Source organism: Micromonospora maris AB-18-032 (assembly GCF_000204155.1).
GTDB classification, from domain to species: Bacteria; Actinomycetota; Actinomycetes; order Mycobacteriales; family Micromonosporaceae; genus Micromonospora; species Micromonospora gifhornensis.
Window position 1 is genome coordinate 303,063 of sequence record NC_015434.1, and the last position, 23,165, is coordinate 326,227.

The window sequence follows — 23,165 nt, forward strand, 5'->3', positions numbered from 1 at the left end:
CGCGGGGCCCCGTCTTCAGGAAATGACTCGGGTACCAGATGCGTGGGTCGGCTCGACGTCGAGCCGACCCACGTGGCTGCTCCCCACGGCTCGGCGGGGCGGCCACCGGGCGTGCGCTACGGTTCTACCGACCCGCCACAGCGAAGTCGGTGTGAAACCGGCGCTGTCCCGCAACTGTGATGCCCCCGAAAGGGGGACGAGCCAGGTCGCCTGTGGCGCGGTCGCGACACGCGCTCTCGAGGAAGGGCGCCTCGCCCACGGGTGCCTGTGGCTCCCTGTCGGCGAAGCACCACACTCCTCGACCGACAGGAGGACCGATGTTCAGACGTACCCCCCGGATTCTCGCCGCCACCCTCGCGGTGGCCGCGCTGGCGCTCGGTGCCTGCGCCGAGAAGACCACCGAGACCCCCACGGCCAGCGGCAGCCCGGCCGGCGGCGCCTTTCCCGTCACCGTCGGATCGCTGACGCTGGAACAGCGTCCCGAAAAGATCATCTCGCTGGCGCCGACCGCCACCGAGATGCTCTTCGCGGTCGGCGCCGGCCCGCAGGTCGTCGCGGTCGACGACCAGTCCAACCACCCGGCCGACGCGCCGAAGACGGACCTGTCCGGCTACCAGCCCAACGCCGAGGCGATCGCCGCCAAGAACCCTGACCTGGTGGTGCTCAGCGACGACCGGAACAAGATCGTCGACCAACTGGCGGCGCTGAAGATCCCGGTCTACCTGACCCCCGCGGCGCAGACGCTCGACGACACGTACCAGCAGATCACCGACCTGGGTGTGCTCACCGGCAACGCCACCGCCGGCGCCGACGTCGTGCAGCGGATGAAGGACGACATCGCGAAGATCGTCGCCGAGGTGCCGCAGCGGGTTCAGGCACCCACCTACTTCCACGAGCTCGGCCCGGAGCTGTACACCGTCACCAGCAAGACCTTCATCGGCTCGATCTACTCCCTCGCCGGCCTGGAGAACATCGCCGACGCAGCCGACGCGGACGGCAAGAGCGGCGGCTACCCGCAGCTCTCCCAGGAGATGATCGTCGCGGCCAACCCGGACTTCGTCTTCCTCTCCGACGTCAAGTGCTGCCAGCAGAGCGCCGCGACGGTCTCGGCGCGCAGCGGCTGGGCGGGCATCAACGCCGTACGCGAGGGCCAGATCGTGGAACTCGACGACGACGTCGCCTCCCGCTGGGGCCCGCGCGTGGTGGACCTGCTGCGCGCCATCGTGGACGCCACCACCAAGGCCGAGAAGTGACGAACGGCAGGCGTTGACAGGGACCCTTCCCATGCGCCAGGCGTTGAAAAGGGGACCGTCCGTCTCGCCCGCGACCCGGCCGGCGGGCCTGCGGAAACGTTGGCTCGCCGCCGGTGTCGTCGCCGTACTCGTCGCGGTCGTCGCCGGTGTCTCACTCGGCCCGGTCAGCCTGCCCCCCGGCAGTGTCGCGCTCGAACTGCTCAACCTGCTGCCCGGGGTGCACGTCGACAGTGGACTGACCGAGCGGGAAGTCGCCATCGTCACCGAGCTGCGGTTGCCCCGGGTGGTGCTCGGACTGCTGGTCGGCGGGCTGCTCGCCCTGGCCGGCGGTGCATACCAGGGCGTGTTCCGCAACCCGCTGGCCGACCCGTACCTGCTCGGGGTGGCCGCGGGAGCGGGGCTGGCGGTCACCGTCGTGCTGACCATCGGTGGCGTCGGTGCGAGCGGTGCGCTGACCGGCCTGCCGCCCACCATTCCGCTCGCCGCCTTCGTCGGCTCGCTCGGGGCGGTGATCATGACGTACCTGCTCGGCGCGGCCGGTGGGCGCAGTCGCTCGCCGGCCGCGCTGATCCTGGCCGGGGTGGCCGTCTCCGCGTTCCTCTCCGCCGGGCAGACGTACCTGCTGCAACGCAATGCGGACAGCATCCAGGCCGTCTACTCCTGGCTGCTCGGGCGACTGGCCACCGCCGGCTGGCAGGACGTCCGGCTGGTCCTGCCGTACTTCCTGATCACCACTGTGGTCGTGCTGCTGCACCGGCGGGAGTTGGACGTGCTCTCGGTCGGTGACGACGAGGCGGCCAGCCTCGGCCTGCACCCGCAGCGGTCGCGGTACCTGCTGATCGCCGCCGCCTCGCTGGGCACCGCCGCCGCGGTCTCCGCCTCCGGCCTGATCGGCTTCGTCGGCATCATCGTGCCGCACACCGTACGGATGCTGGCCGGGTCGAGCTACCGGGTGATCCTTCCGCTGTCACTGCTGTTCGGCGGCGCCTTCCTGGCCCTGACCGACGTGGTGGCCCGGACCGCCGCCGCGCCGCAGGAGATCCCGATCGGAGTGGTCACCGCGCTGCTCGGCGGGCCGTTCTTCGTCCTCGTGCTGCGTACCGCCCGAAGGGTGCTGACATGACCCGGCCCGAGGTGCCCGCCGTCGTGTCCCCCGCCGAGGTGCCTGCCGTCGAGGTGCGTGGTCTTCAGGTCAAGCTCGACGGGGTGCCCATCCTCGCCGGCATCGACCTGACCGTGCGCTCGGGCGAGTGGGTCACCGTGATCGGTCCGAACGGCGCCGGCAAGTCGACCCTGCTGCGCGCCGTCGGCGGCCTGCTGCCCGCACCGGACGCGGTCCGCCTCTTCGGTACGCCCCTGCGCGACCTGCGCCGCCGGGAACGGGCCCGGGTGGTGGCCACGGTGGCCCAGTCCCCGGTCGTGCCGCCCGGGATGGCGGTGCTCGACTACGTGCTGCTCGGTCGGAACCCGTACATCCCGCCGTTGGGGCGGGAGTCCGCCACCGACCTGGCCGTCGTGCACGAACTGCTGGACCGGCTGGACCTCGGCGGGTTCCACGGCCGCGAACTGGCCACCCTCTCCGGCGGGGAACGCCAGCGGGTCTTCCTCGCTCGGGCGTTGGCCCAGGGCGCCACCCTGCTGCTGCTCGACGAGCCGACAAGCGCGTTGGACATCGGCCACCAGCAGGAGGTGCTGGAACTGGTCGACCAGTTGCGCCGTACCGAGGGCCTGACCGTAGTGGCCACCATGCACGACCTCTCCATCGCCGGCGAGTACGCCGACCGCATGGTGCTGCTCGCGAACGGCCGCATCGCCGCCACCGGCACCCCCGACCAGGTCCTCACCGAAGACCTCCTCTCCCACCACTACCGCGCCCACGTCACCGTCATCCCCGGCCCCCACGGCCCTTTGGTCCTCCCCACCCGCCCCTCCCACCCCTAACCCCACCACCCCCCCGCGCCCCGCGCCCTCGCGCCCCGCCCCGGGCCCCGCGATCTTGCACTTTTGGTCGGGGCATAAAGGACATGAAGGGTATATGGGCGACCAAAAGTGCAAGATCGGCGGGGCGGCGGGCGGCGGGCGGCGGGGCGCGATCGGCGGCGAGGGGGTGGCAGCGCGTCGCGGGGCAGATCGCGTGGCGTGGTGGGGGTGGGTCAGACACCCCAGGGGCTGAGGTGTCAAGCTGCGGCGGTTAGCTCACGGTGTGACCAGGCAGTGTTCTTGTCGTAGACGGTGGTGGTTTTGAGGCAGCCGTGGAGGATTCCGACGAGGCGGTTGCCGACCTGGCGTAGGGCGGCGTTGTGGCCGATGTCGCGGGCGCGGAGTTCGTCGTAGTAGGCGCGGCTGCCGGGGTCGTGCAGGACCGCGGCGCTGGCCTGCATGTGTAAGGCGTCGACGAGGCGATCGTTGTGGATGAACCGGGCGTGGACGGTCTTGGATTTGCCGGACTGGCGGGTGATCGGTGCGGTGCCGGCGTAGTTCTTGCGGGACTTGGCGCTGGCGTAGCGGCCTGCCGCGTCGCCGAACTCTGCGAGCACCCGGGCGCCGAGGATGACGCCGATGCCGGGCTGGCTGAGGTAGACCTCAGCGTCCGGGTGCTGGCCAAAATGGGCCTCGACCTGCCCTTCGAGGGTGCGGATCTCGGTGTTGAGGGTTTGCAGGACCGCGACGGTGGCGCGGACGGTGGCCGCGTAGGCGCCGGCGACGATGTCGGCCTGGCCCAGGTGTTCGGTGCGCAGGGCCCGCTGTATCGCGGCGGCCTTGGCCGGAATGTCCCGGCGGCGGGCCTTGTTCAACACGGCGCTGATCTGCCCGATGGTCAGCTTCGCCGCCGCGGCGGGCGTGGGCGCCTTGGCCAGCAGTTCGAGAGCGTCGGCGCCCGTGAGCGTCAACACCTGGTAGGCGGCCAGCGCGGCCGGGAAGTAGTCACGCAGTGCCGCCCGTAGCCGCAGCATGTGCCGGGTGCGTTCCCAGATCAGCGTCTGGTGGGCCCGGGCCACGACCTTGACTGCCTCGGCGATGTCGGAGTCCGCAGCGACCTGGCGCAGCTGGTGGCGACGGGTCCGGACCATGTCGGCCAGGGTGTGCGCGTCGGCCTTGTCGCTCTTGGCCCCGGACAATGACAGCAGCTCACGGTGCCGGGCTGCCTGTTTCGGGTTCACCCCGTAGACCTGGTAGCCAGCCGCGATCAGGGCCGTACCCACGGGCCGCGGTCGGTCTCGATGCAGACGAGGACATCCGACGGTTTCGCGTCCTCAGGCAGGAACCGGGCGACGAGCTCATGGAACCGGGCCATCCCGTCCACGCCCTCAGACAACCGGGCGGTGCGCATCGCCCGGCCATGTTCGTCCTGTACCTCCACATCGTGGTGGTCTTCGGCCCAATCGTCACCCACGAACAGCACTACATGCCTCCGCTGCGTCACGGCTCCCATGTCAGCAGCCCGCGGAAGACCTCAGCGCCCTAATGGACCAGTGCTCACGCCAACGTTCTCGGCAGGCACGACACCCCATCAGCCATCCGTCTCCCGACCACGAGCGGGGGCACGGTCTGACCCTAGGACTCGACATCGGTCCAGGGGATGAAAGTGCTCACCCGCCCGCGGCTACCAGGCACCGAGTCTGCCAACGGCTGACCCGGTAGCTCCCATTAGGGGGTTAGGGCGATCAGGGAGAAGAGGGCGCCGTCGGGGTCGCGGAGGGCGGTGACGCGGCCGGCGGGGATGTCGCGGGGTGGGACGAGGATGGTGCCGCCGAGTTCAGCGGCGCGGGCGGCCGTGGCGTCGGCGTCGGCGACCGAGAAGTAGAGCGTCCAGTAGGCGGGGGAGTCGGCGGCGAACGCCTCCTCGCGCGGGGGCATCATGCCGGCCACCATCCGGTCGCCGAGCCGCCAACCGGTGTACGAAGTCTGTCCCATCGGCTCCTCCTCGGGTTGCCACCCGAAGACCAGCTCGTAGAAGATCCGTGCGCCGTCCGTATCGGGGGTGACCAGCTCGGTCCAGCACATCGCGCCGGGTACGTCGAAGACCTCGGCCCCGGAGAACGCCATCGGCTGCCAGACGCTGAATGCGGCACCGGCCGGGTCGCTGAAGACCGCCATCCGTCCTCGGTCGAAGACCTCGAAGGGCGGTACGACCACCTGCCCACCGGCTCGCTCCACCCGCCCGGTGACCAGGTCGGCGTCATCGGTGGCGACGTACGTCGACCAGATCGGCACCTGGTCCGGTACGGCCGGCGGCCCCACCCCGGCGACGGCCCGACCGTCGAGCTGGAAGGTCGTGTAGCCGCCCGCCTCGGGTTCGGGGTCCACCCGCCCGGTCCAGCCGAACAGTTCCGGGTAGAACCGCCGGGCCCGGTCGAGCCCTGGCGTGGCCAGGTCGGCCCAGCACGGCGTGCCCGACGGGACGCTGGCCACGGCTACCCCTCTCGACCCGGCGGTGGCCGCCGCCCGACCACCCTCACCGGCATCGTGGCACCGCCGGAGCATGATCCGGGCCGGAAACCGGGGGAACGTCAGCTGAACCGGCGACCCTCGTCCCGGCGGTACGCCCAGCCGGCCAGGGCGGCCAGCACCACCACCCAGACACCGAGCATGACCAGGGAGAGCAGGTTGACCGAGTAGTCGCCGACCGCCGCCCACATCAGCTCCACCGCACCCCGGGTGGGCAGGTACGGCGCGATCGCCTCGATGAAACCGGGTGCCTGATCCGGGGCGGAGAGCAGGCCACCACCGAAGGCGAGCGGGAAGAAGACGAGCTGCGCCACCACGATCGCCGCCTTGCTGGGCAGCGAATAGCCGATGGTCAGCCCCATCAGGGTGAACGGCACGGAGATGACGGTGACGGTGACCAGGGCAAGCAGGAACGACGCCGGGTCGATCCGGGCCTCGGTCAGGGTCGCGGCGATCACCACCACGGGGACCAGCGAGAGGTAGGTGAGGACCAGACCGGCCATGACCCGGCCGGCGAAACGCGGGGCCGACCCGGCCGGCAACGTCCGGGTGTACGGGTTCCAGGGCTGGTCACGGTCCTCGGCGACACCCACGCCGTACTGGAAGATGTTGGCGCTCATCACCGAGAAGGTGACCATCGCGGCGGTGGCGTAGGTGGCACCGACCGCGTCCTTGCCGGCGAAGGGCACCACGAAGAAGAGCATCGCGGCGGCGGGGAAGAACGCGCTACCGAAGATCGCGACCGGGATGCGGACGGTCTCCAGCAGTTGGTAACGCGCGTGTACCAGGGCGAGTTGCACGTCGAGATCCCCTCAGGCGGCGGCTGGCGTGGCATCGGTGGCGGTGATGGCCAGGAACGCCTCTTCCAGCGAGGTCGGGCGCACCTCCAGGTCGCGGAACTCGACCCCGCTGGTGACCAGGTCCCGCACCAGTTGGTCGGCGTCGGCGGTGAGCAGGTGGGTACGGCCGTCGACGTGCTCGGTGCGTACCACCCCCGGCAGCGGGGGGAGCGTGTCAGCGGTCAGGCTCACCCGGCGTACGCCGACCACGGCCCGGACCGCGTCCACGGTGTCGTCGGCGAGCACCCGTCCCTGGCCGATCACCACCACCCGACGGGCCAGCGCCTCCACCTCTTCCAGGTAGTGGCTGCTCAGCAGCACCGTGCCGCCGTCGGCGTGGAATGTCCGGATGGCTTCCCACAGGGTGTGGCGGGCCTCCACGTCCAGCCCGGTCGTGGGCTCGTCGAGCACCACCAACCGGGGGCGGCCGACGAAGGCCAGCGCCACCGCGAGCCGACGCTTCTGCCCACCGGAGAGCCCGCCGCACTGCCGCCGGACCAGTTCCGCCAGGCCGAACCGGTCGAGCAGGTCGCCCCGGGGCACCGGGTCCGGGTAGTGGGCCGAGACGAAGTCGACCACCTCGCCGACCCGCAGCGTGCCGGGCAGCCCGGTCTCCTGCGGGGTGACACCGATCTGCCGCCGACTCGCCGGGTCACGCGGGTCACCGCCGTTGAGTTCCACCCGACCGGAGGTGGGCTTACGCAGCCCGACCAGCAGGCTGATCAGCGTGCTCTTGCCGGCACCGTTGGGCCCCAGCAGGCCGACCAGCTCACCCGCCCGTACCTCAAGGTCGACCTGATCCAGGGCGAGGACGTCGCCGTACCGGCGGCTGACCCGCTCGGCACGGGCGAGGATGTCTCTTTCCACGAGCTTGATCATTCTCGGTTCACCAGGTGGTGGCAATACCGTCGGTCAGGCCAACGGTGCGGGCAGTGGCGCACGGTGCAGCACCGACATCCGGGAAACCGCCCGGGTGAGCACCACGTAGAGCCGGTGCAGCCCGCGTGGCTCGGCCGCCACGATATCGGCCGGTTCGACCACGACGACGTGGTCGTACTCCAGGCCCTTGACCTCGGTGGCGGGGACGACCGTGACGCGCGGGCCGCCGCCCGCGTCGGCGGCGGTAGCGGTCTCGATCCCGGCCGCCGCGAGCGCCGCGACCAGCCGGTCCACCGCGTCGGCGGCGGCGATCACCGCGACCGACCCCTCGTGGGCGAGCGCCGCGCCCACCTCGGCCACCGCCGCCCCGACAAGATCCGTCACGGTACGCACCGTGAGCACCCCGTCGCGGCGCAACGACTCGGCCGGCGGCACGTCCACGGCGAGCAACGGCAGCAACCGGTTGGCGAAGGCGAGCACGTCAGCCGGTACCCGGAAACCGACGGTCAACGGCACCACAGTCGCGTCCGGCTTACCCAGGTGGCGCAGGGTCACCCGCCAGTCGGTGGCCGCCCACGGCGCGGTCGCCTGCGCCAGGTCGCCGAGCAGGGTCAGCGAACCGTGCTCGCTGCGCCGGGCGATCACCCGGCACTGCATGGCCGAAAGGTCCTGCGCCTCGTCCACCACCACATGCCCGTAGCTGCCCGGCCGCTCGATCAGCCCGGCCGCCTCGTCGATCAGGACCGCGTCGGCGGCGCTCCACCGGGTGGCCTTCGGCGTACGCCCCAGCTTCGTCCCGGACCGAGGTCTACTGCTCCCTGGTGCGCCGCCGCTGCTTGCTGGCGTGCCGCTGCCTTCTGGCGCGGTGGCCTCTGGTGTGCCGGAAGGGGCGTCGGTGGTCGTCCGGGTGGTGTCCTGGCCGGTCAGCAGCGCCTGCTCGGCGGGGGTGAGCAGGCCGTCGGCCGCTGCGGCGAGCCGGGCGGGATCGGCGAGCAGCGCGTGCACCAACCCGTCCGGGGTCAACGCCGGCCAGACCGTGTCCAGGAAGGTCGTCACCGGCTTCGACCGGCCCATCCGGCGCAGCCACGCCTCGCTCGGCGACTCCGCCCGCCGGGCCTCCGCCTGCCGTTGCAGCAGCGCGACCACCCGGGCGCGCACCCGCTCCCGACCGAGGGCGTACGGCAACTGCTCGGCCCGGGTCTCCTGGACCAGCCGGTGCAACGGCTCCAGTCCGATCCGCCAACGGAACGAGCCGTCGGAGACGACGATCGGCTCGGTCGGCTCACCGACGTACGCGTCGACCGCCCGGCGCAGCACCTCGGCCATCCGGGCGTCGTGCTTGATCACCGCCACGGCCGGCGGGTCCACCGCCCGCACCACCACCCGGTCGACCAGGTCCTCGACGGTCGCCTGCTCGACCTCCACCTCACCGAGGGCGGGCAGCACCGCCGCGATGTACGCCAGGAAGGCCCGGTTCGGCCCCACGACCAGCACCTTCGACCGGCGCAACCGCTCCCGGTGCAGATAGAGCAGGTACGCGGCCCGGTGCAGCCCGACCGCGGTCTTCCCGGTGCCCGGCGCACCCTGCACACAGATCGACTGGGCCAGGTCGGCGCGGACCAACTCGTCCTGCTCGGGCTGAATGGTGGCGACGATGTCCCGCATCGGCCCCACCCGAGGCCGCTCGATCTCGGCGGTCAGGATCCGGCTGGCGGTGCCGAGTTCCTCGCCTCGATCCAGGTGCTCGTCCTCGAAGCTGGTCAGCATCCCGTTGTCGAACCCGAACCGACGCCGTACCGCCAACCCTTGCGGGTCCCGGGCGCTGGCCTGATAGAACGCCCGGGACACCGGTGCCCGCCAGTCCAGCACCAGCGGCTCGCCCTGCTCGTCGGTCACGTGCCGGCGCCCTACGTGATAGCGCCGCCCGGCGTGCTCGCCGTACCCGGCGCTGGCGGCCTGCTCCGTGTAGTCGCCGTCCTCGATGCCGGTGGTGGCCGCGGCGCCGGCGGTATTCGTGGGCGCGGTGTCGGCGGTGGCTCCGGTGTCGGCGGTGGCTGTGAGGTCGAGGCCGGTGGTGGCTGCGGTATCGGTGGTGGTCGCGACGTCGCTGGTGGCGGTGTTGCTGGTGGCTGGGGTGTTGCTGGTGGCTGGGATGTCGGTGGAACCGAAGTCGAGACGACCGAAGAAGAGTGGGGTGCGGGGGTCGTCGGCCAGTTCCGCGACCCGGCGGGCAAGGTGACGGCCGAGCTGCTCGGCGGTGTACCTGTCCCCGGCGACCTTGTCGCCGGTGGCGAAGAGCGCCTCGGCGCGTTCTCGCATCCGGGCCAGCGCGGCTCGGGAGTCGGACAGGTGTGCCCGCTCGGCGGCCAGTTCGTCGTCGAGCGTCGGCGGGCGGTGCGGTGTGGGTTGCGGGAGCTGTTGGGCGTGCAGGCTCATCCACGTACTCCTTGACACGGGAAGAAGGCTGCCGCTCGCGTTTCCGACTGTCGGCCGGCGCGGGGGACGTCCGCTCCGGTGCTACTCACCGCGGCCGTCGGGCGGGACAGGAAGCCTACCCTTCACTGCGTCGGCAGCAACCGAATTTCGGCCACACCGCGCGCAGCACCGCGCAGGCCTGGGCCGGGCCGGTGCGAGGAGACACTGCGGCCGAGTCGGGTCCGATGGGTCAGGGACGGGGTCGCCTGGTGCGGGGTTGGCCACTTAGGTGCCGGTCCGCTGAGCCGGTCAGCGGGGACGGGGATACGGTCGGGGCATGGTCGAGCGCGTCGCCCGCCCCCGGGTCGGGCACATCCAGTTCCTCAACTGCCTACCGATCTACTGGGGCCTGATGCGCTCCGGTGCCCTGCTCGACGTCGACCTGTACAAGGACACGCCGGACCGGCTCAACGCCGCACTCGTCGGCGGTGACCTGGACATCGGGCCGATCTCCCTGGTCGAGTACCTGCGTCACGCGGACGAACTGCTGCTCCTGCCCGACCTGGCGGTCGGCAGCGACGGCCCGGTGCTGTCGGTCAACCTGGTCAGCACCCGCCCGCTGGCCGAGCTGGACGGGGCCCGGGTGGCCCTCGGCTCCACCTCGCGGACCGGGGTCCTGCTCGCGCAACTCCTGCTGCGCGAGCGGTACGGGGTGCAGCCCGAGTACTTCCGATGCCCGCCCGATCTGACCCAGATGCTGCTGGAGGCGGACGCGGCGGTGCTGATCGGCGACGTGGCCCTGCGCGCCCTCTACGAGGCACCCAGCCGTGGCCTGACGGTCACCGACCTGGGCCAGGCCTGGCGGGAGTGGACCGGACTACCGATGGTCTTCGCCGTCTGGGCCGCCCGTCGCGACTTCGCCGCCGCCCACCCCGGTCTGGTCAAGGGGGTGCACGACGCATTCCTGCGCTCGCGTGACCTCTGCCTGGCCGAGCTCGACCAGGTCGTCGAGTCGGCGGCCCGTTGGGAGCCCTTCGACGCGGCCACCCTGGCCTCCTACTACCAGGCGCTGGACTTCTCCCTCGGCGACCGCCAGGTAGCCGGCCTGCGCGAGTTCGCCCGCCACGCCACCGCCCTGGGCCAAACCCCACCCCTCCCACCCCAAGGCCCCACCTTCTTCACCCCCTAACCCCCTAACCCCACCCCCGCGCGCCCTCACGCCCTCACGCCCCAAGACCTCCGCGATCTTGCACTTTCGGTCGCCACTTCTCGGGCATAAGCCGCGTTTCGGCGACCAAGAGTGCAAGATCGACGGCGAAAGGGGCGACCGCGCGCGAAGGGGGCGACGGCGCACGGGGCGAGGGGGTGGGTGGGTTAGGGGGTGGGGGTTTGGAGGGCTCTGGTGATTTGTTGGCAGGTGGTCATGCCGTAGTCGTAGCCCTTGTTGATGGGGTAGCGGAGCATGACGCCCATCGTCCAGGTGTCGCCGATGGCCAGGCAGTTGACGTGAATCTCCTGCTCCTGCTCCCGGTCGACCCAGCCGTTCTTGATGGCGATTTTCTTGGCCTCGGCGGCCGGGAACGCCTTGCGGATGCCGAAGTCGCCGGCACCGCGTACCAGTCGCATCTCGTTGAGCAGCCACTTGGTCCAGGTGGGGCCGGCCGCCCGGCCGTCGGCGATGCAGTTGCCGAGTCGGGCCACGTCCCGGGGTGACAGTTCGGTGCGGCTCCACCCGAGGTCGCTGGAGACCTTGCTGTCGGTCAGGTCGCACGTGGACAGCAGGCGCTTGATCGAGGCGGATTCGCCGATCTGCGTGTACAGCGTCTGGGTGCGTTCGTTGTCGCTGTCCCTGATGATTTTCGTCAGGTCGGCCAGCTTCGCGTCGCTCGGGGTCTGCCCGGCGTCGTCACTGCGTCGCAGGAAGTCGGCGACGATCCAGGACTTGATCAGGGAAGCCGTGGTGCTGGTCTCGGCCATGTTGTCCGAGCCGATGATCTCGCCCGACCGGCGGTCCAGCACGCTCCAGGCGTACCAGCCGTCGATGTCGAGGTCGAGTTCCTTCGCCTCGAACGGCAGCGGCTCGGGCGGCGGTGTGGGGCTGGCGGAGGGCGGCGGGGGTCGGGTGCTGCGATCGGTCAGGTCGCTGCCGCGGCTGTCTGATGATCCTGCCTGTCCCCATTGAGCGGCGGCGGTGGATTCGAACGGCGAGCCGGGCAGCAGTCGTAAGGACACCAGGACCAGGCCGACCAGGACGGAGGCGATGGCGACGAGACGTAATCGCGACGCCGTACGCGCACGGCGTCGGATGTGGCCGGCCATCAGAGCTTGCCGATCGGCTGCTGGGGCACCTTGATGGCACCGCCGGGCTGCGGGGTGACCAGCTGCGTCGTCACGCTCGCGCAGACGTCCGAGCCGTAGTCGAGCCCTTGGCTGTACGGATAGCGAAGCATCACCGCAAGACTCCACTTCTCGGTCACCGCAAGGCAGTTGACGTGCCAGTTGCCGTCATAGCTGAGCGGTGTCCAGCCGTTCTTGATGCTTACCGGCCCCTGGCTGAGGATCGACTCGGGCAGGCCGTCGATGATGCCCCACCGGCCGCCGCCAGAGCGCTCCTGTTGATCCTTGGCGGCGGTGCTGCCGCGCACCTTGCTCATCTCGGCGAGCACCCATTTGGTCCACTTGGGGCCGGCGGCCTTGCCGTCGGCGATGCAGTCGCCGAGCCGCACCGCGTCACGCGGGGACATCCGGGTGAAGCTCCACCAGCCCTCGTAGCCGGGGACGTTGCCCCGCTTGGTGTCGGTGAGGCCGCAGGTCTTGATTGCTCGTTTGACCACCGGCCCGGGCTGCCCACCGGCCGGCACCGCGTAGGAGCCGCCGGCGGCACGGTAGACGGCGTTTGTCGCATCGTCGTCGCTGTCCCGGATGGCCAGGCTGGCGGCCTTCTTCAGGGCTGCCGTCGGCTCCTTGTCGCCCAGTTGGCGTAGGTAGTCGGCGACGATCCAGGCCTTGAGCATGGACTCGGTGGAGCTGGTCGCGGCCATGTTCTTCGAGCCGGAGACCTTGCCCGTCTCGCGATCCATGAGTGCCCAGGAGAAGAACTCCCCCTTGAAGTTCACCGAGACCTTGGCCGGCGCCAGGGTCGGTGGTGGCGGGGGTTGCGGGGTGGGTGCGGCGACGCTGGCCACCGCGCCGTCGCTCGTCCCGGCGGAGAGCCGGGCGTACGCGGCGGGCACCAACATGACGCCGCCGAGCACCAGTGCTGTGACGGCGAACACCATGGTCACGCGGGATCGCATGAGCGGGTGAGCTCCAGATGTCAGGCCGGGGGGCCGGCTTGTTGCCAGGACTGACCGGCCTGGGTCGCCTGCGGGCCGGGGGACTCTGGCCCTCTTCTGGTCGGCGATCGCTGCTAGCCGATCGGTGTGACGTGCGAAGTCTACGTGCGGATCGCCGGGTTGCCAGGTTTCGACACCGGCCAACCGGCCATGAAGGCGGGTTAACGAACGGTTGTGAGCCAGTTGCGCTCATTTATGGGGAAATTTGTGAGGCAAGTCATAGCTGCTGAGCGTCACTTTTCATGCCCGCTGCGTAGCTCGATGCTGCTTCGCATTTCTGTGACACCCTCTGGTTTCTTGAGCTGCCAGCTGTAACACTTAGGGCATGTATGGCAACGACTTCTCGGGCGAGGACGCGCCCGGCGGCCTGCTCGGCGAGGTCGAAGCGGCAGAGGCGGCGCTGCGTGCTGCCGCGGAACGAGACCGGGGCACCCCGGGTCAGGATGTCGACCTGGCCGCGTACTTCGCGGAGGTCATCGACGCCGACCAGAAGATCGAACCGCGGGACTGGATGCCCGAGGCGTACCGGCGGACGTTGATCCGCCAGATCGCCCAGCACGCGCATTCCGAGATCATCGGGATGCAGCCGGAAGGCAACTGGATCAGCCGCGCCCCGTCGCTCAAGCGCAAGGCGATCCTGCTGGCCAAGGTCCAGGACGAGGCCGGCCACGGTCTGTACCTCTACGCCGCGGCGGAAACCCTCGGCATCAGCCGGGACGAGTTGGTCGACCTGCTGCTCGAAGGCCGGCAGAAGTACAGCTCGATCTTCAACTACCCCACCCTCACCTGGGCCGACGTCGGCGCCATCGGATGGCTGGTGGACGGCGCGGCGATCGTCAACCAGGTCCCGCTCTGCCGCTGCTCCTACGGCCCGTACGCGCGAGCGATGATCCGGGTCTGCAAGGAGGAGTCGTTCCACCAGCGGCAGGGCTACGAGATCCTGCACACCCTGGCGCACGGCACCCCGGCCCAGAAGGCGATGGCCCAGGACGCGCTGGACCGCTGGTGGTACCCGTCGCTGGCGATGTTCGGCCCGCCGGACAGCGACTCCACCCACTCCGCCCAGTCGATGGCCTGGAAGATCAAACGCTTCTCCAACGACGAGCTGCGGCAGCGCTTCGTGGACATGTGCGTCGGCCAGGCCGAGGTGCTCGGGCTGACCATCCCCGACCCCGACCTGCGCTGGAACGACGAACGTCAGGCGTACGACTTCACCCAGCCCGACTACGACGAGCTGATGCGAGTCATCACCGGCGACGGGCCGTGCAACCGGCAGCGGATGGAGCACCGTCGTCGCGCCCACGCCGAGGGCGCCTGGGTACGCGAGGCTGCCGCGGCGTACGCGGCCAAGCAGGTAAGCAAGGAGAAGGTCGCGGCATGAGCCAGCACACCACCCCCCTCTGGGAGGTCTTCGTCCGGGCCCGGCGCGGGCTGGCGCACACGCACGTGGGCAGCCTGCACGCGCCCGACGCCGAGATGGCTCTGCGCAACGCCCGTGATCTCTACACCCGTCGCCAGGAGGGCGTGTCGATCTGGGTGGTGCCGGCGAGCGCGATCACCGCGTCCAGCCCGGACGAGAAGGACGCCTTCTTCGACCCGGCCGCCGACAAGATCTACCGCCACCCGACCTTCTACGAGGTACCGGACGGAGTGGCCCACCTGTGAGCGCGAGGAGTGAGCCGGGTTTGCGAGCCCCGCAGTCGCGAACGGAGAAGGCCCTGTGAGCGCGAGGAGTGAGCCGGGTCTGCGAGCCCCGCAGTCGCGAACGGAGATGTCGCTGTGAACGGTCCGTTTGACTTCACCCTCGCCCTCGGCGACGACGCGCTGATCGCGGCGCAGCGGCTGGCCGAGTGGACCACCCGGGCGCCGGAGATGGAAGAGGACATCGCGCTGGCCAACATCGCTCTGGACCAGCTCGGCGCGGCGCGGCTGCTGCTGTCGTACGCGGGCGAGCTGGAGGGCGCGGGCCGCGACGAGGACGCGCTGGCGTACCTGCGCGACGACCGGGAGTTCCGCAACTGCCTGCTGGTCGAGCTGCCCAACGGCGACTTCGCGGTGACCATGGCGAAGCTGCTCGTCCTGTCGGCCTACCAGCTGCCGCTCTACACCGCGCTGGCCGGCTGCGCCGACGAGCGGCTGGCCGCGATCGGCGGCAAGGCACGCAAGGAGTCCGCGTACCACCTGGACCACGCCTCGCTCTGGGTGCGCCGGCTGGGCGACGGCACCGAGGAGTCGCACCGGCGGATGCAGGCCGGCCTCGACCAGGTCTGGCCGTACGTCCCGGAGCTGTTCGCCGCGCAGCCGCAGGCCCCGGTCGACCCGGCCACCCTGCGGGCCGACTTCGACGCGACGGTCTCGGCGGTGCTCGCCGAGGCGACGCTCACCGTGCCCGCGCCCAGCTGGGCCCCGGCCGGTGGGCGGGACGGTCTGCACACCGAGCACCTGTCGTTCCTGCTCGCCGAGATGCAGGTGCTGCATCGTGCCCACCCCGGTGCCCGCTGGTGAGTAGCGGCCAAGCGACGGTGAACGCGGCCCACGAGGCCGTGGCGGCGGTGGTGGACCCGGAGATCCGGGTGATCACCATCGCCGACCTCGGCATCCTGCGCTCGGTCGAGGTGGAACCGGCCACCGGTCGGGTGGTGGTGACGATCACTCCCACGTACACCGGCTGTCCGGCGATGGACGTCATCCGCGCCGACATCCGCCGGGCCCTGGCCGTGGCCGGTCACCCCGACGCCGAGGTGCGTACGGTGCACAGTCCCGCCTGGAGCACCGACTGGATCACCGACGCCGGGCGGGCCAAGCTGGCCGCCGCCGGCATCGCCCCACCGGCCCCCGTCCGCCGCGACGGGGTCGTCCCGTTGACCCTGGCCGTACGCTGCCCGCGTTGCGGGTCGCCGGAGACCGAGCAGCTCAGCCGCTTCGGCTCCACCGCCTGCAAGGCCCTCTGGCGCTGCCGCGCCTGCTCCGAACCGTTCGACCATGTGAAGGCGCTGTGACTGTCACCATCACCCGCCCGGTCCGTCGCCGGCCGGTGTTCCATCCGCTGCCCGTCGTCGCCGTGGACCGGCTCACCGCCGACGCCGTCGCGGTCACCTTCGCGGTGCCCGAGGAGCTGCGTGCGGCCTTCGCGTTCCGGGCCGGCCAGCACCTGACGGTACGCCGGCCGCCGGCCGATGCCGCTGCGCTGCCCGATGGCGAGGACGTGCGCCGCTCGTACTCGATCTGCTCCACGCCCGAGGAGCTGGCCCGGCACGGGCGGCTGCGCATCGGCGTGCGGGAGATCCCCGGCGGGGCCTTCTCGTCGTACGCCTGCGGGGCCCTGCGCAGCGGCGACACCGTCGAGGTGCTGCCACCGCTCGGTCACTTCACCACGGCGTTCGCGCCGGACCGGGTGCGTCGCTACGGCGCGGTGGTCGCCGGTTCCGGCATCACCCCGGTGCTGTCGCTTGTCGCCACGGCCCTGGCCGTCGAGCCGGCCAGCACCTTCACCCTGGTGTACGGCAACCGCACGGCCAACAGCGTGATGTTCGCCGAGGAGTTGGCGGACCTGAAGGACCGCTACCCGACCCGGCTGCACCTGGTGCATGTGCTCTCCCGCGAGCAGGGCGAGTCGCCGCTGCTGTCCGGGCGCATCGACGCCGAGCGGCTGGGTCGCCTGCTGGACACCATCGTCCCCGGCGACGTGATCGAGGAGTGGTTCCTCTGCGGCCCGTACGGCCTGGTGGTGGACGCTCGTGAGGTGCTGGCCGGGCGGGGCGTGCCGGAGTCGGCGGTGCACACCGAGCTGTTCCACGTCGACGCCGCACCCGAGCCGGTCCGCCGGCCGGACGAGTCGGCCGGCGGCACGGAGGTGACGATCGTGCTCGACGGCCGCTCGTCGAGCTTCACGATGCGCCGCGACGAGCGGGTGCTGGATGCCGCGCTCAAGGTCCGCGGTGAGCTGCCGTACGCCTGCAAGGGTGGGGTCTGCTCGACCTGCCGGGCGAAGGTGGTCTCCGGCGAGGTCGAGATGGCCCGCAACTACGCCCTGGAGCCCGACGAGGTGGCCGCCGGGTACGTGCTGACCTGCCAGTCCAGCCCGCGCACCGACACTCTCACCGTCGACTACGACGCCTAGCCGGGCAGGACCGCCCGCGCGAGCAGGTGGGACGGCTGGCCGCGGTGACCAACTCCGTTTCGGCGAAACGGTGGTCTCCCACCGGGGTGCATGCCGCCGTCTCGGCGAAACGGCGCGCGCAGCGTGGCGCGCAGGATCGACGAGGGGAGTGCGTCACAGGTGGGGTGCGCCCCCCCCGGCCGTGCCGGGGGGCGCGGCGTAGGCTCGGGAGCGTGACGGAGAGCCGGGAGATCGACGACATCCTGCAGCGTGGCGCGGACGGCGGGCGGATCACGCCCGAGGAGGCCCTGCTGCTCTACACCGATGCGCCCTTCCACGCCCTCGGTGAGGCGGCGGACACGGTGCGCCGGCGGCGCTACCCGGACAACATCGTCACGTACCTGATCGACCGCAACATCAACTACACGAACGTCTGTGTGACGGCGTGCAAGTTCTGTGCCTTCTACCGGGCGCCGAAGCACAAGGAAGGGTGGACCCACCCGACCGAGGAGATCCTGCGGCGCTGCGGCGAGGCCGTCGAGTTGGGTGCCACCCAGGTCATGCTCCAGGGCGGCCACCACCCGGACTACGGCGTGGAGTACTACGAGGAGCTGTTCTCCTCGGTCAAGAAGGCGTACCCGCAGCTCGCCATCCACTCGATCGGGCCGAGCGAGATCCTGCACATGGCAAAGGTGTCCGGGGTGAGCCTGGACGAGGCCATCGCCCGGATCAAGGCCGCCGGGCTGGACTCGATCGCCGGTGCCGGTGCCGAGATGCTGCCCGCGCGACCCCGAAAGGCGATCGCCCCGCTGAAGGAGTCGGGCGAGCGCTGGCTGGAGGTCATGGAGCTGGCCCACCGGCAGGGCGTCGAGTCGACCGCGACGATGATGATGGGCACCGGCGAGACCGCCGCCGAGCGGATCGAGCACCTGCGGATGATCCGCGACGTGCAGGACCGTACGCGGGGCTTCCGGGCCTTCATCCCGTGGACGTACCAGCCGGAGAACAACCACCTCAAGGGACGTACCCAGGCCACCACCCTGGAGTACCTGCGGCTGGTGGCGGTGGCCCGGCTCTTCTTCGAGACCGTGCCGCACCTGCAGGCGTCCTGGCTGACCACCGGCAAGGATGTCGGCCAGCTCGCGCTGCACATGGGGGTCGACGACCTCGGCTCGATCATGCTGGAGGAGAACGTCATCTCCTCGGCCGGCGCGCGGCACCGGTCGAACCTGCACGAGCTGATCGGGATGATCCGCTCCGCCGACCGGATTCCGGCCCAGCGGGACACCCTCTACAACCGGTTGGCCGTGCACCGGACGCCCGCCGACGATCCGACCGACGAGCGGGTGGTGTCCCACTTCTCCTCGATCGCGTTGCCGGGCGGCGGTGCGGGTCGTTCGCTGCCGTTGGTCGAGGCGAACTGACCCTCCGCGTTGTCGGTCGGCGCTGGCGTCGTGACCGTGGGTCGAGTGGTGCGCGGCCCGGTTCATCGGCCGATCGGGCCACTGTGCCCATCTGTCCGGCCGAATGCGTGAGGCCGTTACGGATTGGCTGCTGATACGGCCGGGTGGCAGCGGTCATCGATTCAGCCGATCCTTAAATAAAGATTAGCTGACCAGTTCCTCCGTGGTGGTGTTGCGGGGTGGCGCGGTTGATCGATGACCGATAACGTCCCCGCCCGTACATTTCCCAAACCCCACGGGGGAGACCATTTCATGATCTTCCGTACCCGCCGCGCCACGAGCCTCGCCGCAGCCGCGCTGCTCGCCTCGAGCGCCGTTGCCGCGTTCGGCGCGCCGGCACACGCCGCCGGCACCGAGACGGATTTGGCGGTCACCGCCGCCGGCACCCGGATGACCGACGGCGTCGAAGGCAAGTTCGCCTGGATCAAGGTCGCGAACCAGGGCGAGGGCACCCCGAGCAAGTTGCTCGTCAAGGTCGATGTGTCCAAGGTGGACGACAACAAGATGGTGCTGGTCCCGGTCACCTTTGGTGGGTGCGACATCACCGGCGATTCCAAGCTCGAACTGTTCACCTGCGAGCTGGACAAGGACGAGATCCCCGGGCCGGGTGAGACGACCGAGGTGCTGGTCTTCCTGGTCAAGATGGACGCCGACGTCACCGGACCGTACACCGCGCCGGTGACCATCAGCATCGAGTCCGCCGACGACACCGACGACAGCAACAACAGCATCGACGTCGATGTCGAGTTGACCCCGGAGAGCGGCGTCGACCTCGGCGTGGTCGTGCCGGACGTGAAGACCCGCTTCGACCTCGACACGCTCGAGGAGAAGGGTCCGCTGCGGCCCGGTGACACCACCCTGGTCGGGAGCCTGGTCATGAACCAGGGAAACCAGACGGCCAAGGGCCTCAGGCTGACCTACCAGTTGCCGAAGGGCGCGACGTTCCTCGCGATCGACGGCTGCGAGGCCGACGACGACGGGCGTACCGTGGTCTGCGAGGACAAGAACTACCTGCTCGAGCCGGACAGGTACCTGGAGTTCCCGCTGCCGATCACGGTGGACGAGGACCTCGAGGCACCGGCCACCCTGAAGGGCGGCTCGCTGGCGGTCACCGCGTTCGGTGCCCTGCCGGTCGACGCGCCGGCCATCCACAAGGGTGCGGCCAAGCCGGCCTTCGCGAGGGCCCAGGTGCGTAAGGTCGAGGAGTCGGACTTCGCCGACCTCGACCCGTCGGACAACACCGACGATTTCGCGGTGATTCTTCCCGCCCCGGCCGGTGGCGGCGGCGGTGGCGGCGGCCTGCCGGTCACCGGTGTGCAGGCCGGTCTGATCGGTGGCGTCGGTGCGGCCGTGGTGGTCGCCGGTGCCGTGCTGTTCCTGCTGTCCCGCCGTCGCCGGGTGGTCCTGGTGACCCCGGGTGACGAGAAGACCAACGCCTGAGGCGCGTCCTCTATCGGCCCGCAGGGGCCGTTCACATAACGCAAGGCAGTCAGGGCGAGATGGGTGACCATCTCGCCCTGACTGTGTCCGGAGCGCGTCGCCGGGTGGCGAAGATCGCCGACATCAGGCGACCCTGGCGGTGATCCGGCACCGGTCGGGCTGGCAGAGTGGAGGGGTGAGCCGTTCCCCGCAGGGCCAGCGCGCCAGCCTGGACAAGCAGCCGCACGAGGTCGCCGCGATGTTCGACGGCGTGGCGGCCCGCTATGACCTGACCAACACCGTCCTCTCCTTCGGCCAGGACCGGTTCTGGCGGCGGGCCACCCGGTCCGCGCTCGAACTGCGCCCCGGTGACCGGGTGCTCGACGTCGGCGCGGGCACCGGTGTCTCCACCGAGGAACTGGCCCACTCCGGGGCGTACGCGGTCGGCGCCGATCTGTCCCTCGGCATGCTGTACGCGGGCAAGCGCACCCGGCCGCAGGTGCCGTTGCTGGCCGGGGACGCGCTGCGGCTGCCGTTCGCCGACGCCAGCTTCGACGCGGTGACCATCTCCTTCGCCCTGCGCAACGTCAACGACACCGACGCCGCGCTGCGCGAACTGGCGCGGGTGACCCGTCCGGGTGGCCGGTTGGTGGTCTGCGAGTTCAGTACGCCGGTCAACCCGGCCTTCCGTACGGTCTACCTGTCGTACCTGATGCGGTCGCTGCCCGCGGTGGCGCGGTCCGTCTCCAGCAACCCCGACGCGTACGTCTACCTCGCCGAGTCGATCCGGGCCTGGCCCGATCAGGCGGCCCTGGCCGCCCGGGTGCAGGCGGCCGGCTGGGGTCGGGTGGCCTGGCGCAACCTGACCGGTGGTGTGGTGGCCCTGCATCGCGGCATTCGGCAATGATTGGCGATATTTAGGAGAAAATCGGTCATTCGGCCTGATTTGCGGCTTACGCTGGCCGGCATGACGGATCCGAGGGATGTCGCCGACGGCGACGCCGCCGAGTTGGTGGAGCAGTTGCGGGATCTGGCCGGCGCGGATCCGGCGGAGGTGCGGCAGGTGGTGTCCGAGGTGCTGGCGGCCCTGGACCGGGCGGCGGGAGGTGCCCTGCGCGAGCACCTGCCGGAGACGATCCGGGCTGGTCTCGACGCGTCCAGCCCGGTTCCGCGAGGTTAGGTAGCCCTAACAAACCGAGCGTACGGCCACAGTCCTAGACTCGTCTCGGCTGGCTTGTGAAGCATTTCACGAGCACGCGGGGAGGAGGCGCAAATGACTGCGGTGGAGAACGACGCCGACGTGATCGTCGTGGGCGCCGGTCCCGGTGGCTCGGCGACCGCTTACCACCTGGCTCGGCACGGCGTACGCGTGCTGCTGCTGGAGAAGACCGAGTTTCCTCGGGAGAAGGTCTGCGGTGACGGGCTGACCCCCCGCGCGGTGCGCCAACTGATCCGCATGGGCGTGGACACCTCGACCGAGGCCGGTTGGCTGCACAACCGGGGCCTGCGGGTCATCGGTGGTGGCGTCCGGCTGGAACTCGACTGGCCGGATCTGGCCAGCTTCCCGAACTACGGCCTGGTGCGGACCCGCCTCGACTTCGACGACCTGCTCGCGCAGCGGGCGGTCTCCGCCGGTGCCGACCTGCGCACCAGCGTCAACGTCATCGGCCCGGTGCTCGACGGCAACGGCCGGGTGGTCGGCGTCGAGGCCGAGACCGGCCCGGACAAGGCCCCCGCCACCTTCCACGCGCCGCTGGTGGTCGCCGCCGACGGCGTCTCCGGTCGGTTCCCTCTCGCGCTGGGACTGGCCAAGCGCGAGGACCGTCCGATCGGCGTGGCGGTGCGCCGCTACTACCGCTCCGAGGTCCGGCACGACGACGACTACCTGGAGTCGTGGCTGGAACTGCGGGCCAAGGGCACCGGCGAACTGCTGCCCGGGTACGGCTGGATCTTCGGCCTCGGTGACGGCCGGGTCAACGTCGGGCTCGGCATCCTGAACTCCTCCTCGGCCTTCGGCAAGACCAACTACCGACGGCTGCTCACCGACTGGTTGGCCAACACCCCGCCGGAGTGGGGCATGACCGACGAGGCGAACGCCGAAGGGCCGACCCTCGGCGCGGCGCTGCCGATGGGCTTCAACCGGGTGCCGCACTACACCCGTGGCGTCATGCTTGTCGGCGACTCCGGCGGCATGGTCAACCCCTTCAACGGCGAAGGCATCGCGTACGCGATGGAGTCCGGCGAACTGGCCGCGGAGGTCGCGGCGCAGGCGCTGGCCCGACCCGCCGGTGCCGAGCGGGAGCGGGCCCTGATGGCCTACCCGCAGGAGCTCAAGACGCGCTTCGGCGGCTACTACCGGCTCGGCGGGATCTTCGTGAAGCTGATCGGCCGACCGGAGGTCATGCGGGTGGCGACGAAGCACGGCATGCCGCACCCGACGCTGATGCGCTTCGTGCTCAAGCTGCTGGCCAACCTCACCGACCCCCGGGGCGGTGACGCGATGGACCGGGTGATCAATGCGATGACCCGGGTCGCGCCAGCGGTCTAGGACGCAAGGCCACCCCGCCGAAGGTCGTCGGGTGGGATGTGAATAGTGTGAATTTCGCCAACGAACGAGGGCAGGGAAGGACGAGCAGGAGAAGAATATGTCGCTCTCGCCTTACGTACCCATCATCGGGCTGTTCGCCCTTGCCGCGGCCTTCGCGCTGTTCTCGACGGTCGCCACCCGGTTCACCGGGCCTCGGCGCTACAACCGAGCAAAGCTCGAAGCCTACGAGTGTGGAATCGAGCCTAGCCCGCAGCCGATCGGTGGCAGCCGCTTTCCGGTCAAGTTCTATCTGACGGCGATGCTGTTCATCGTCTTCGATGTGGAAATGATCTTCCTTTACCCGTGGGCCGTCTCTTTCGACGCCCTGCCGGTGTTCGGGCTCGTGGCCATGTTCGTGTTCATCGGTGCGGTCTTCGTCGCGTACGCCTACGAGTGGCGTCGCGGCGGCCTGGACTGGGACTGAGGG

The 23,165-nt window shown here is 70.5% G+C and carries 21 protein-coding genes, 1 pseudogene and 1 riboswitch; of the genes and pseudogenes, 15 read left to right on the top strand and 7 right to left on the bottom strand.

Annotated elements, in window-relative coordinates; translation table 11 throughout:
• Positions 1-99: 99 nt before the first annotated feature.
• Positions 100-232, top strand: a riboswitch (cobalamin riboswitch).
• 85 nt (positions 233-317) lie between these two features.
• Genes VAB18032_RS01500 through VAB18032_RS01510 form a run of 3 tightly spaced genes read left to right on the top strand, consistent with a single transcriptional unit; the run spans position 318 to position 3,194 of the window.
• On the top strand, positions 318-1,253 hold the full coding sequence (locus VAB18032_RS01500) for an ABC transporter substrate-binding protein (RefSeq protein WP_013730997.1): 936 nt from the start codon (positions 318-320) through the stop codon (positions 1,251-1,253).
• A 31-nt stretch (positions 1,254-1,284) separates the two neighbouring features.
• Positions 1,285-2,376, top strand: a complete 1,092-nt coding sequence (locus VAB18032_RS01505; RefSeq protein ID WP_013730998.1) for a FecCD family ABC transporter permease — start codon at positions 1,285-1,287, stop codon at positions 2,374-2,376.
• Positions 2,373-3,194 (top strand): ABC transporter ATP-binding protein, encoded by an 822-nt coding sequence (locus tag VAB18032_RS01510; protein WP_013730999.1) that lies wholly within the window; start codon positions 2,373-2,375, stop codon positions 3,192-3,194. The genes VAB18032_RS01505 and VAB18032_RS01510 overlap by 4 nt, the downstream gene beginning before the upstream one ends.
• A 236-nt stretch (positions 3,195-3,430) precedes the next feature.
• Here the strand turns inward: VAB18032_RS01510 and VAB18032_RS01515 are convergent.
• The 5 genes and pseudogenes from VAB18032_RS01515 to VAB18032_RS29830 form a co-directional block, all read right to left on the bottom strand.
• A pseudogene (locus VAB18032_RS01515) lies at positions 3,431-4,656 on the bottom strand (IS110 family RNA-guided transposase).
• Between the two features lie 245 nt (positions 4,657-4,901).
• On the bottom strand, positions 4,902-5,666 hold the full coding sequence (locus VAB18032_RS01520) for a VOC family protein (protein WP_013731001.1): 765 nt from the start codon (positions 5,664-5,666) through the stop codon (positions 4,902-4,904).
• A 98-nt stretch (positions 5,667-5,764) separates the two neighbouring features.
• Positions 5,765-6,502 (bottom strand): ABC transporter permease, encoded by a 738-nt coding sequence (locus VAB18032_RS01525; RefSeq protein ID WP_013731002.1) that lies wholly within the window; start codon positions 6,500-6,502, stop codon positions 5,765-5,767.
• A 12-nt stretch (positions 6,503-6,514) separates the two neighbouring features.
• Positions 6,515-7,420 carry an ABC transporter ATP-binding protein gene (locus tag VAB18032_RS01530; protein ID WP_013731003.1) on the bottom strand — a complete coding sequence of 302 codons (906 nt, stop codon included), beginning with the start codon at positions 7,418-7,420 and terminating at the stop codon, positions 6,515-6,517.
• Between the two features lie 33 nt (positions 7,421-7,453).
• On the bottom strand, positions 7,454-9,856 hold the full coding sequence (locus VAB18032_RS29830) for a HelD family protein (RefSeq protein WP_013731004.1): 2,403 nt from the start codon (positions 9,854-9,856) through the stop codon (positions 7,454-7,456).
• A 316-nt stretch (positions 9,857-10,172) separates the two neighbouring features.
• Here VAB18032_RS29830 and VAB18032_RS01540 point away from each other — a divergent pair, with 316 nt between their 5' ends.
• Positions 10,173-11,024 carry a menaquinone biosynthetic enzyme MqnA/MqnD family protein gene (locus VAB18032_RS01540; protein ID WP_013731005.1) on the top strand — a complete coding sequence of 284 codons (852 nt, stop codon included), beginning with the start codon at positions 10,173-10,175 and terminating at the stop codon, positions 11,022-11,024.
• A gap of 185 nt (positions 11,025-11,209) precedes the next feature.
• Here the strand turns inward: VAB18032_RS01540 and VAB18032_RS01545 are convergent, their stop codons facing one another.
• Positions 11,210-12,154 carry a hypothetical protein gene (locus VAB18032_RS01545; protein ID WP_013731006.1) on the bottom strand — a complete coding sequence of 315 codons (945 nt, stop codon included), beginning with the start codon at positions 12,152-12,154 and terminating at the stop codon, positions 11,210-11,212.
• Positions 12,154-13,131, bottom strand: a complete 978-nt coding sequence (locus VAB18032_RS01550) for a serine hydrolase (protein WP_013731007.1) — start codon at positions 13,129-13,131, stop codon at positions 12,154-12,156. Before VAB18032_RS01550 ends, VAB18032_RS01545 begins: the two co-directional genes overlap by 1 nt.
• Positions 13,132-13,495: 364 nt before the next feature.
• On the opposite strand from VAB18032_RS01550, the gene paaA reads away from it, so the two are divergent.
• From paaA to VAB18032_RS01605, 11 genes are all read left to right on the top strand, one after another.
• The gene (gene paaA / locus VAB18032_RS01555) at positions 13,496-14,551 is read left to right on the top strand and encodes a 1,2-phenylacetyl-CoA epoxidase subunit PaaA (RefSeq protein ID WP_013731008.1); all 1,056 of its coding nucleotides are present in this window, start codon (positions 13,496-13,498) and stop codon (positions 14,549-14,551) included.
• Positions 14,548-14,835 carry a 1,2-phenylacetyl-CoA epoxidase subunit PaaB gene (gene paaB / locus VAB18032_RS01560; protein ID WP_013731009.1) on the top strand — a complete coding sequence of 96 codons (288 nt, stop codon included), beginning with the start codon at positions 14,548-14,550 and terminating at the stop codon, positions 14,833-14,835. Before paaA ends, paaB begins: the two co-directional genes overlap by 4 nt.
• A gap of 114 nt (positions 14,836-14,949) precedes the next feature.
• Complete coding sequence (paaC, locus tag VAB18032_RS01565; RefSeq protein WP_013731010.1) at positions 14,950-15,675, top strand: 1,2-phenylacetyl-CoA epoxidase subunit PaaC; 726 nt, start codon at positions 14,950-14,952, stop codon at positions 15,673-15,675.
• Between the two features lie 17 nt (positions 15,676-15,692).
• Positions 15,693-16,169: a 1,2-phenylacetyl-CoA epoxidase subunit PaaD gene (paaD, locus tag VAB18032_RS01570; RefSeq protein WP_013731011.1), complete on the top strand. Its 477-nt coding sequence runs from the start codon at positions 15,693-15,695 to the stop codon at positions 16,167-16,169.
• Complete coding sequence (gene paaE, locus VAB18032_RS01575) at positions 16,166-17,290, top strand: 1,2-phenylacetyl-CoA epoxidase subunit PaaE (RefSeq protein WP_013731012.1); 1,125 nt, start codon at positions 16,166-16,168, stop codon at positions 17,288-17,290. The genes paaD and paaE overlap by 4 nt, the downstream gene beginning before the upstream one ends.
• Positions 17,291-17,502: 212 nt before the next feature.
• Positions 17,503-18,693 (top strand): cyclic dehypoxanthinyl futalosine synthase, encoded by a 1,191-nt coding sequence (gene mqnC, locus VAB18032_RS01580; RefSeq protein WP_013731013.1) that lies wholly within the window; start codon positions 17,503-17,505, stop codon positions 18,691-18,693.
• Between the two features lie 291 nt (positions 18,694-18,984).
• A complete protein-coding gene (locus VAB18032_RS01585) occupies positions 18,985-20,172 on the top strand; it encodes a COG1361 family protein (RefSeq protein WP_013731014.1) in 1,188 nt (395 codons plus the stop codon).
• 175 nt (positions 20,173-20,347) lie between these two features.
• The gene (locus tag VAB18032_RS01590; protein WP_013731015.1) at positions 20,348-21,058 is read left to right on the top strand and encodes a demethylmenaquinone methyltransferase; all 711 of its coding nucleotides are present in this window, start codon (positions 20,348-20,350) and stop codon (positions 21,056-21,058) included.
• A gap of 60 nt (positions 21,059-21,118) precedes the next feature.
• Positions 21,119-21,331, top strand: coding sequence for a hypothetical protein (locus tag VAB18032_RS01595; protein ID WP_043719359.1), 213 nt, complete (start codon positions 21,119-21,121; stop codon positions 21,329-21,331).
• Positions 21,332-21,424: 93 nt separating this feature from the next.
• A complete protein-coding gene (locus VAB18032_RS01600) occupies positions 21,425-22,699 on the top strand; it encodes a geranylgeranyl reductase family protein (RefSeq protein ID WP_013731017.1) in 1,275 nt (424 codons plus the stop codon).
• Positions 22,700-22,796: 97 nt separating this feature from the next.
• Positions 22,797-23,162 carry an NADH-quinone oxidoreductase subunit A gene (locus VAB18032_RS01605; RefSeq protein ID WP_013731018.1) on the top strand — a complete coding sequence of 122 codons (366 nt, stop codon included), beginning with the start codon at positions 22,797-22,799 and terminating at the stop codon, positions 23,160-23,162.
• Positions 23,163-23,165: the final 3 nt, after the last annotated feature.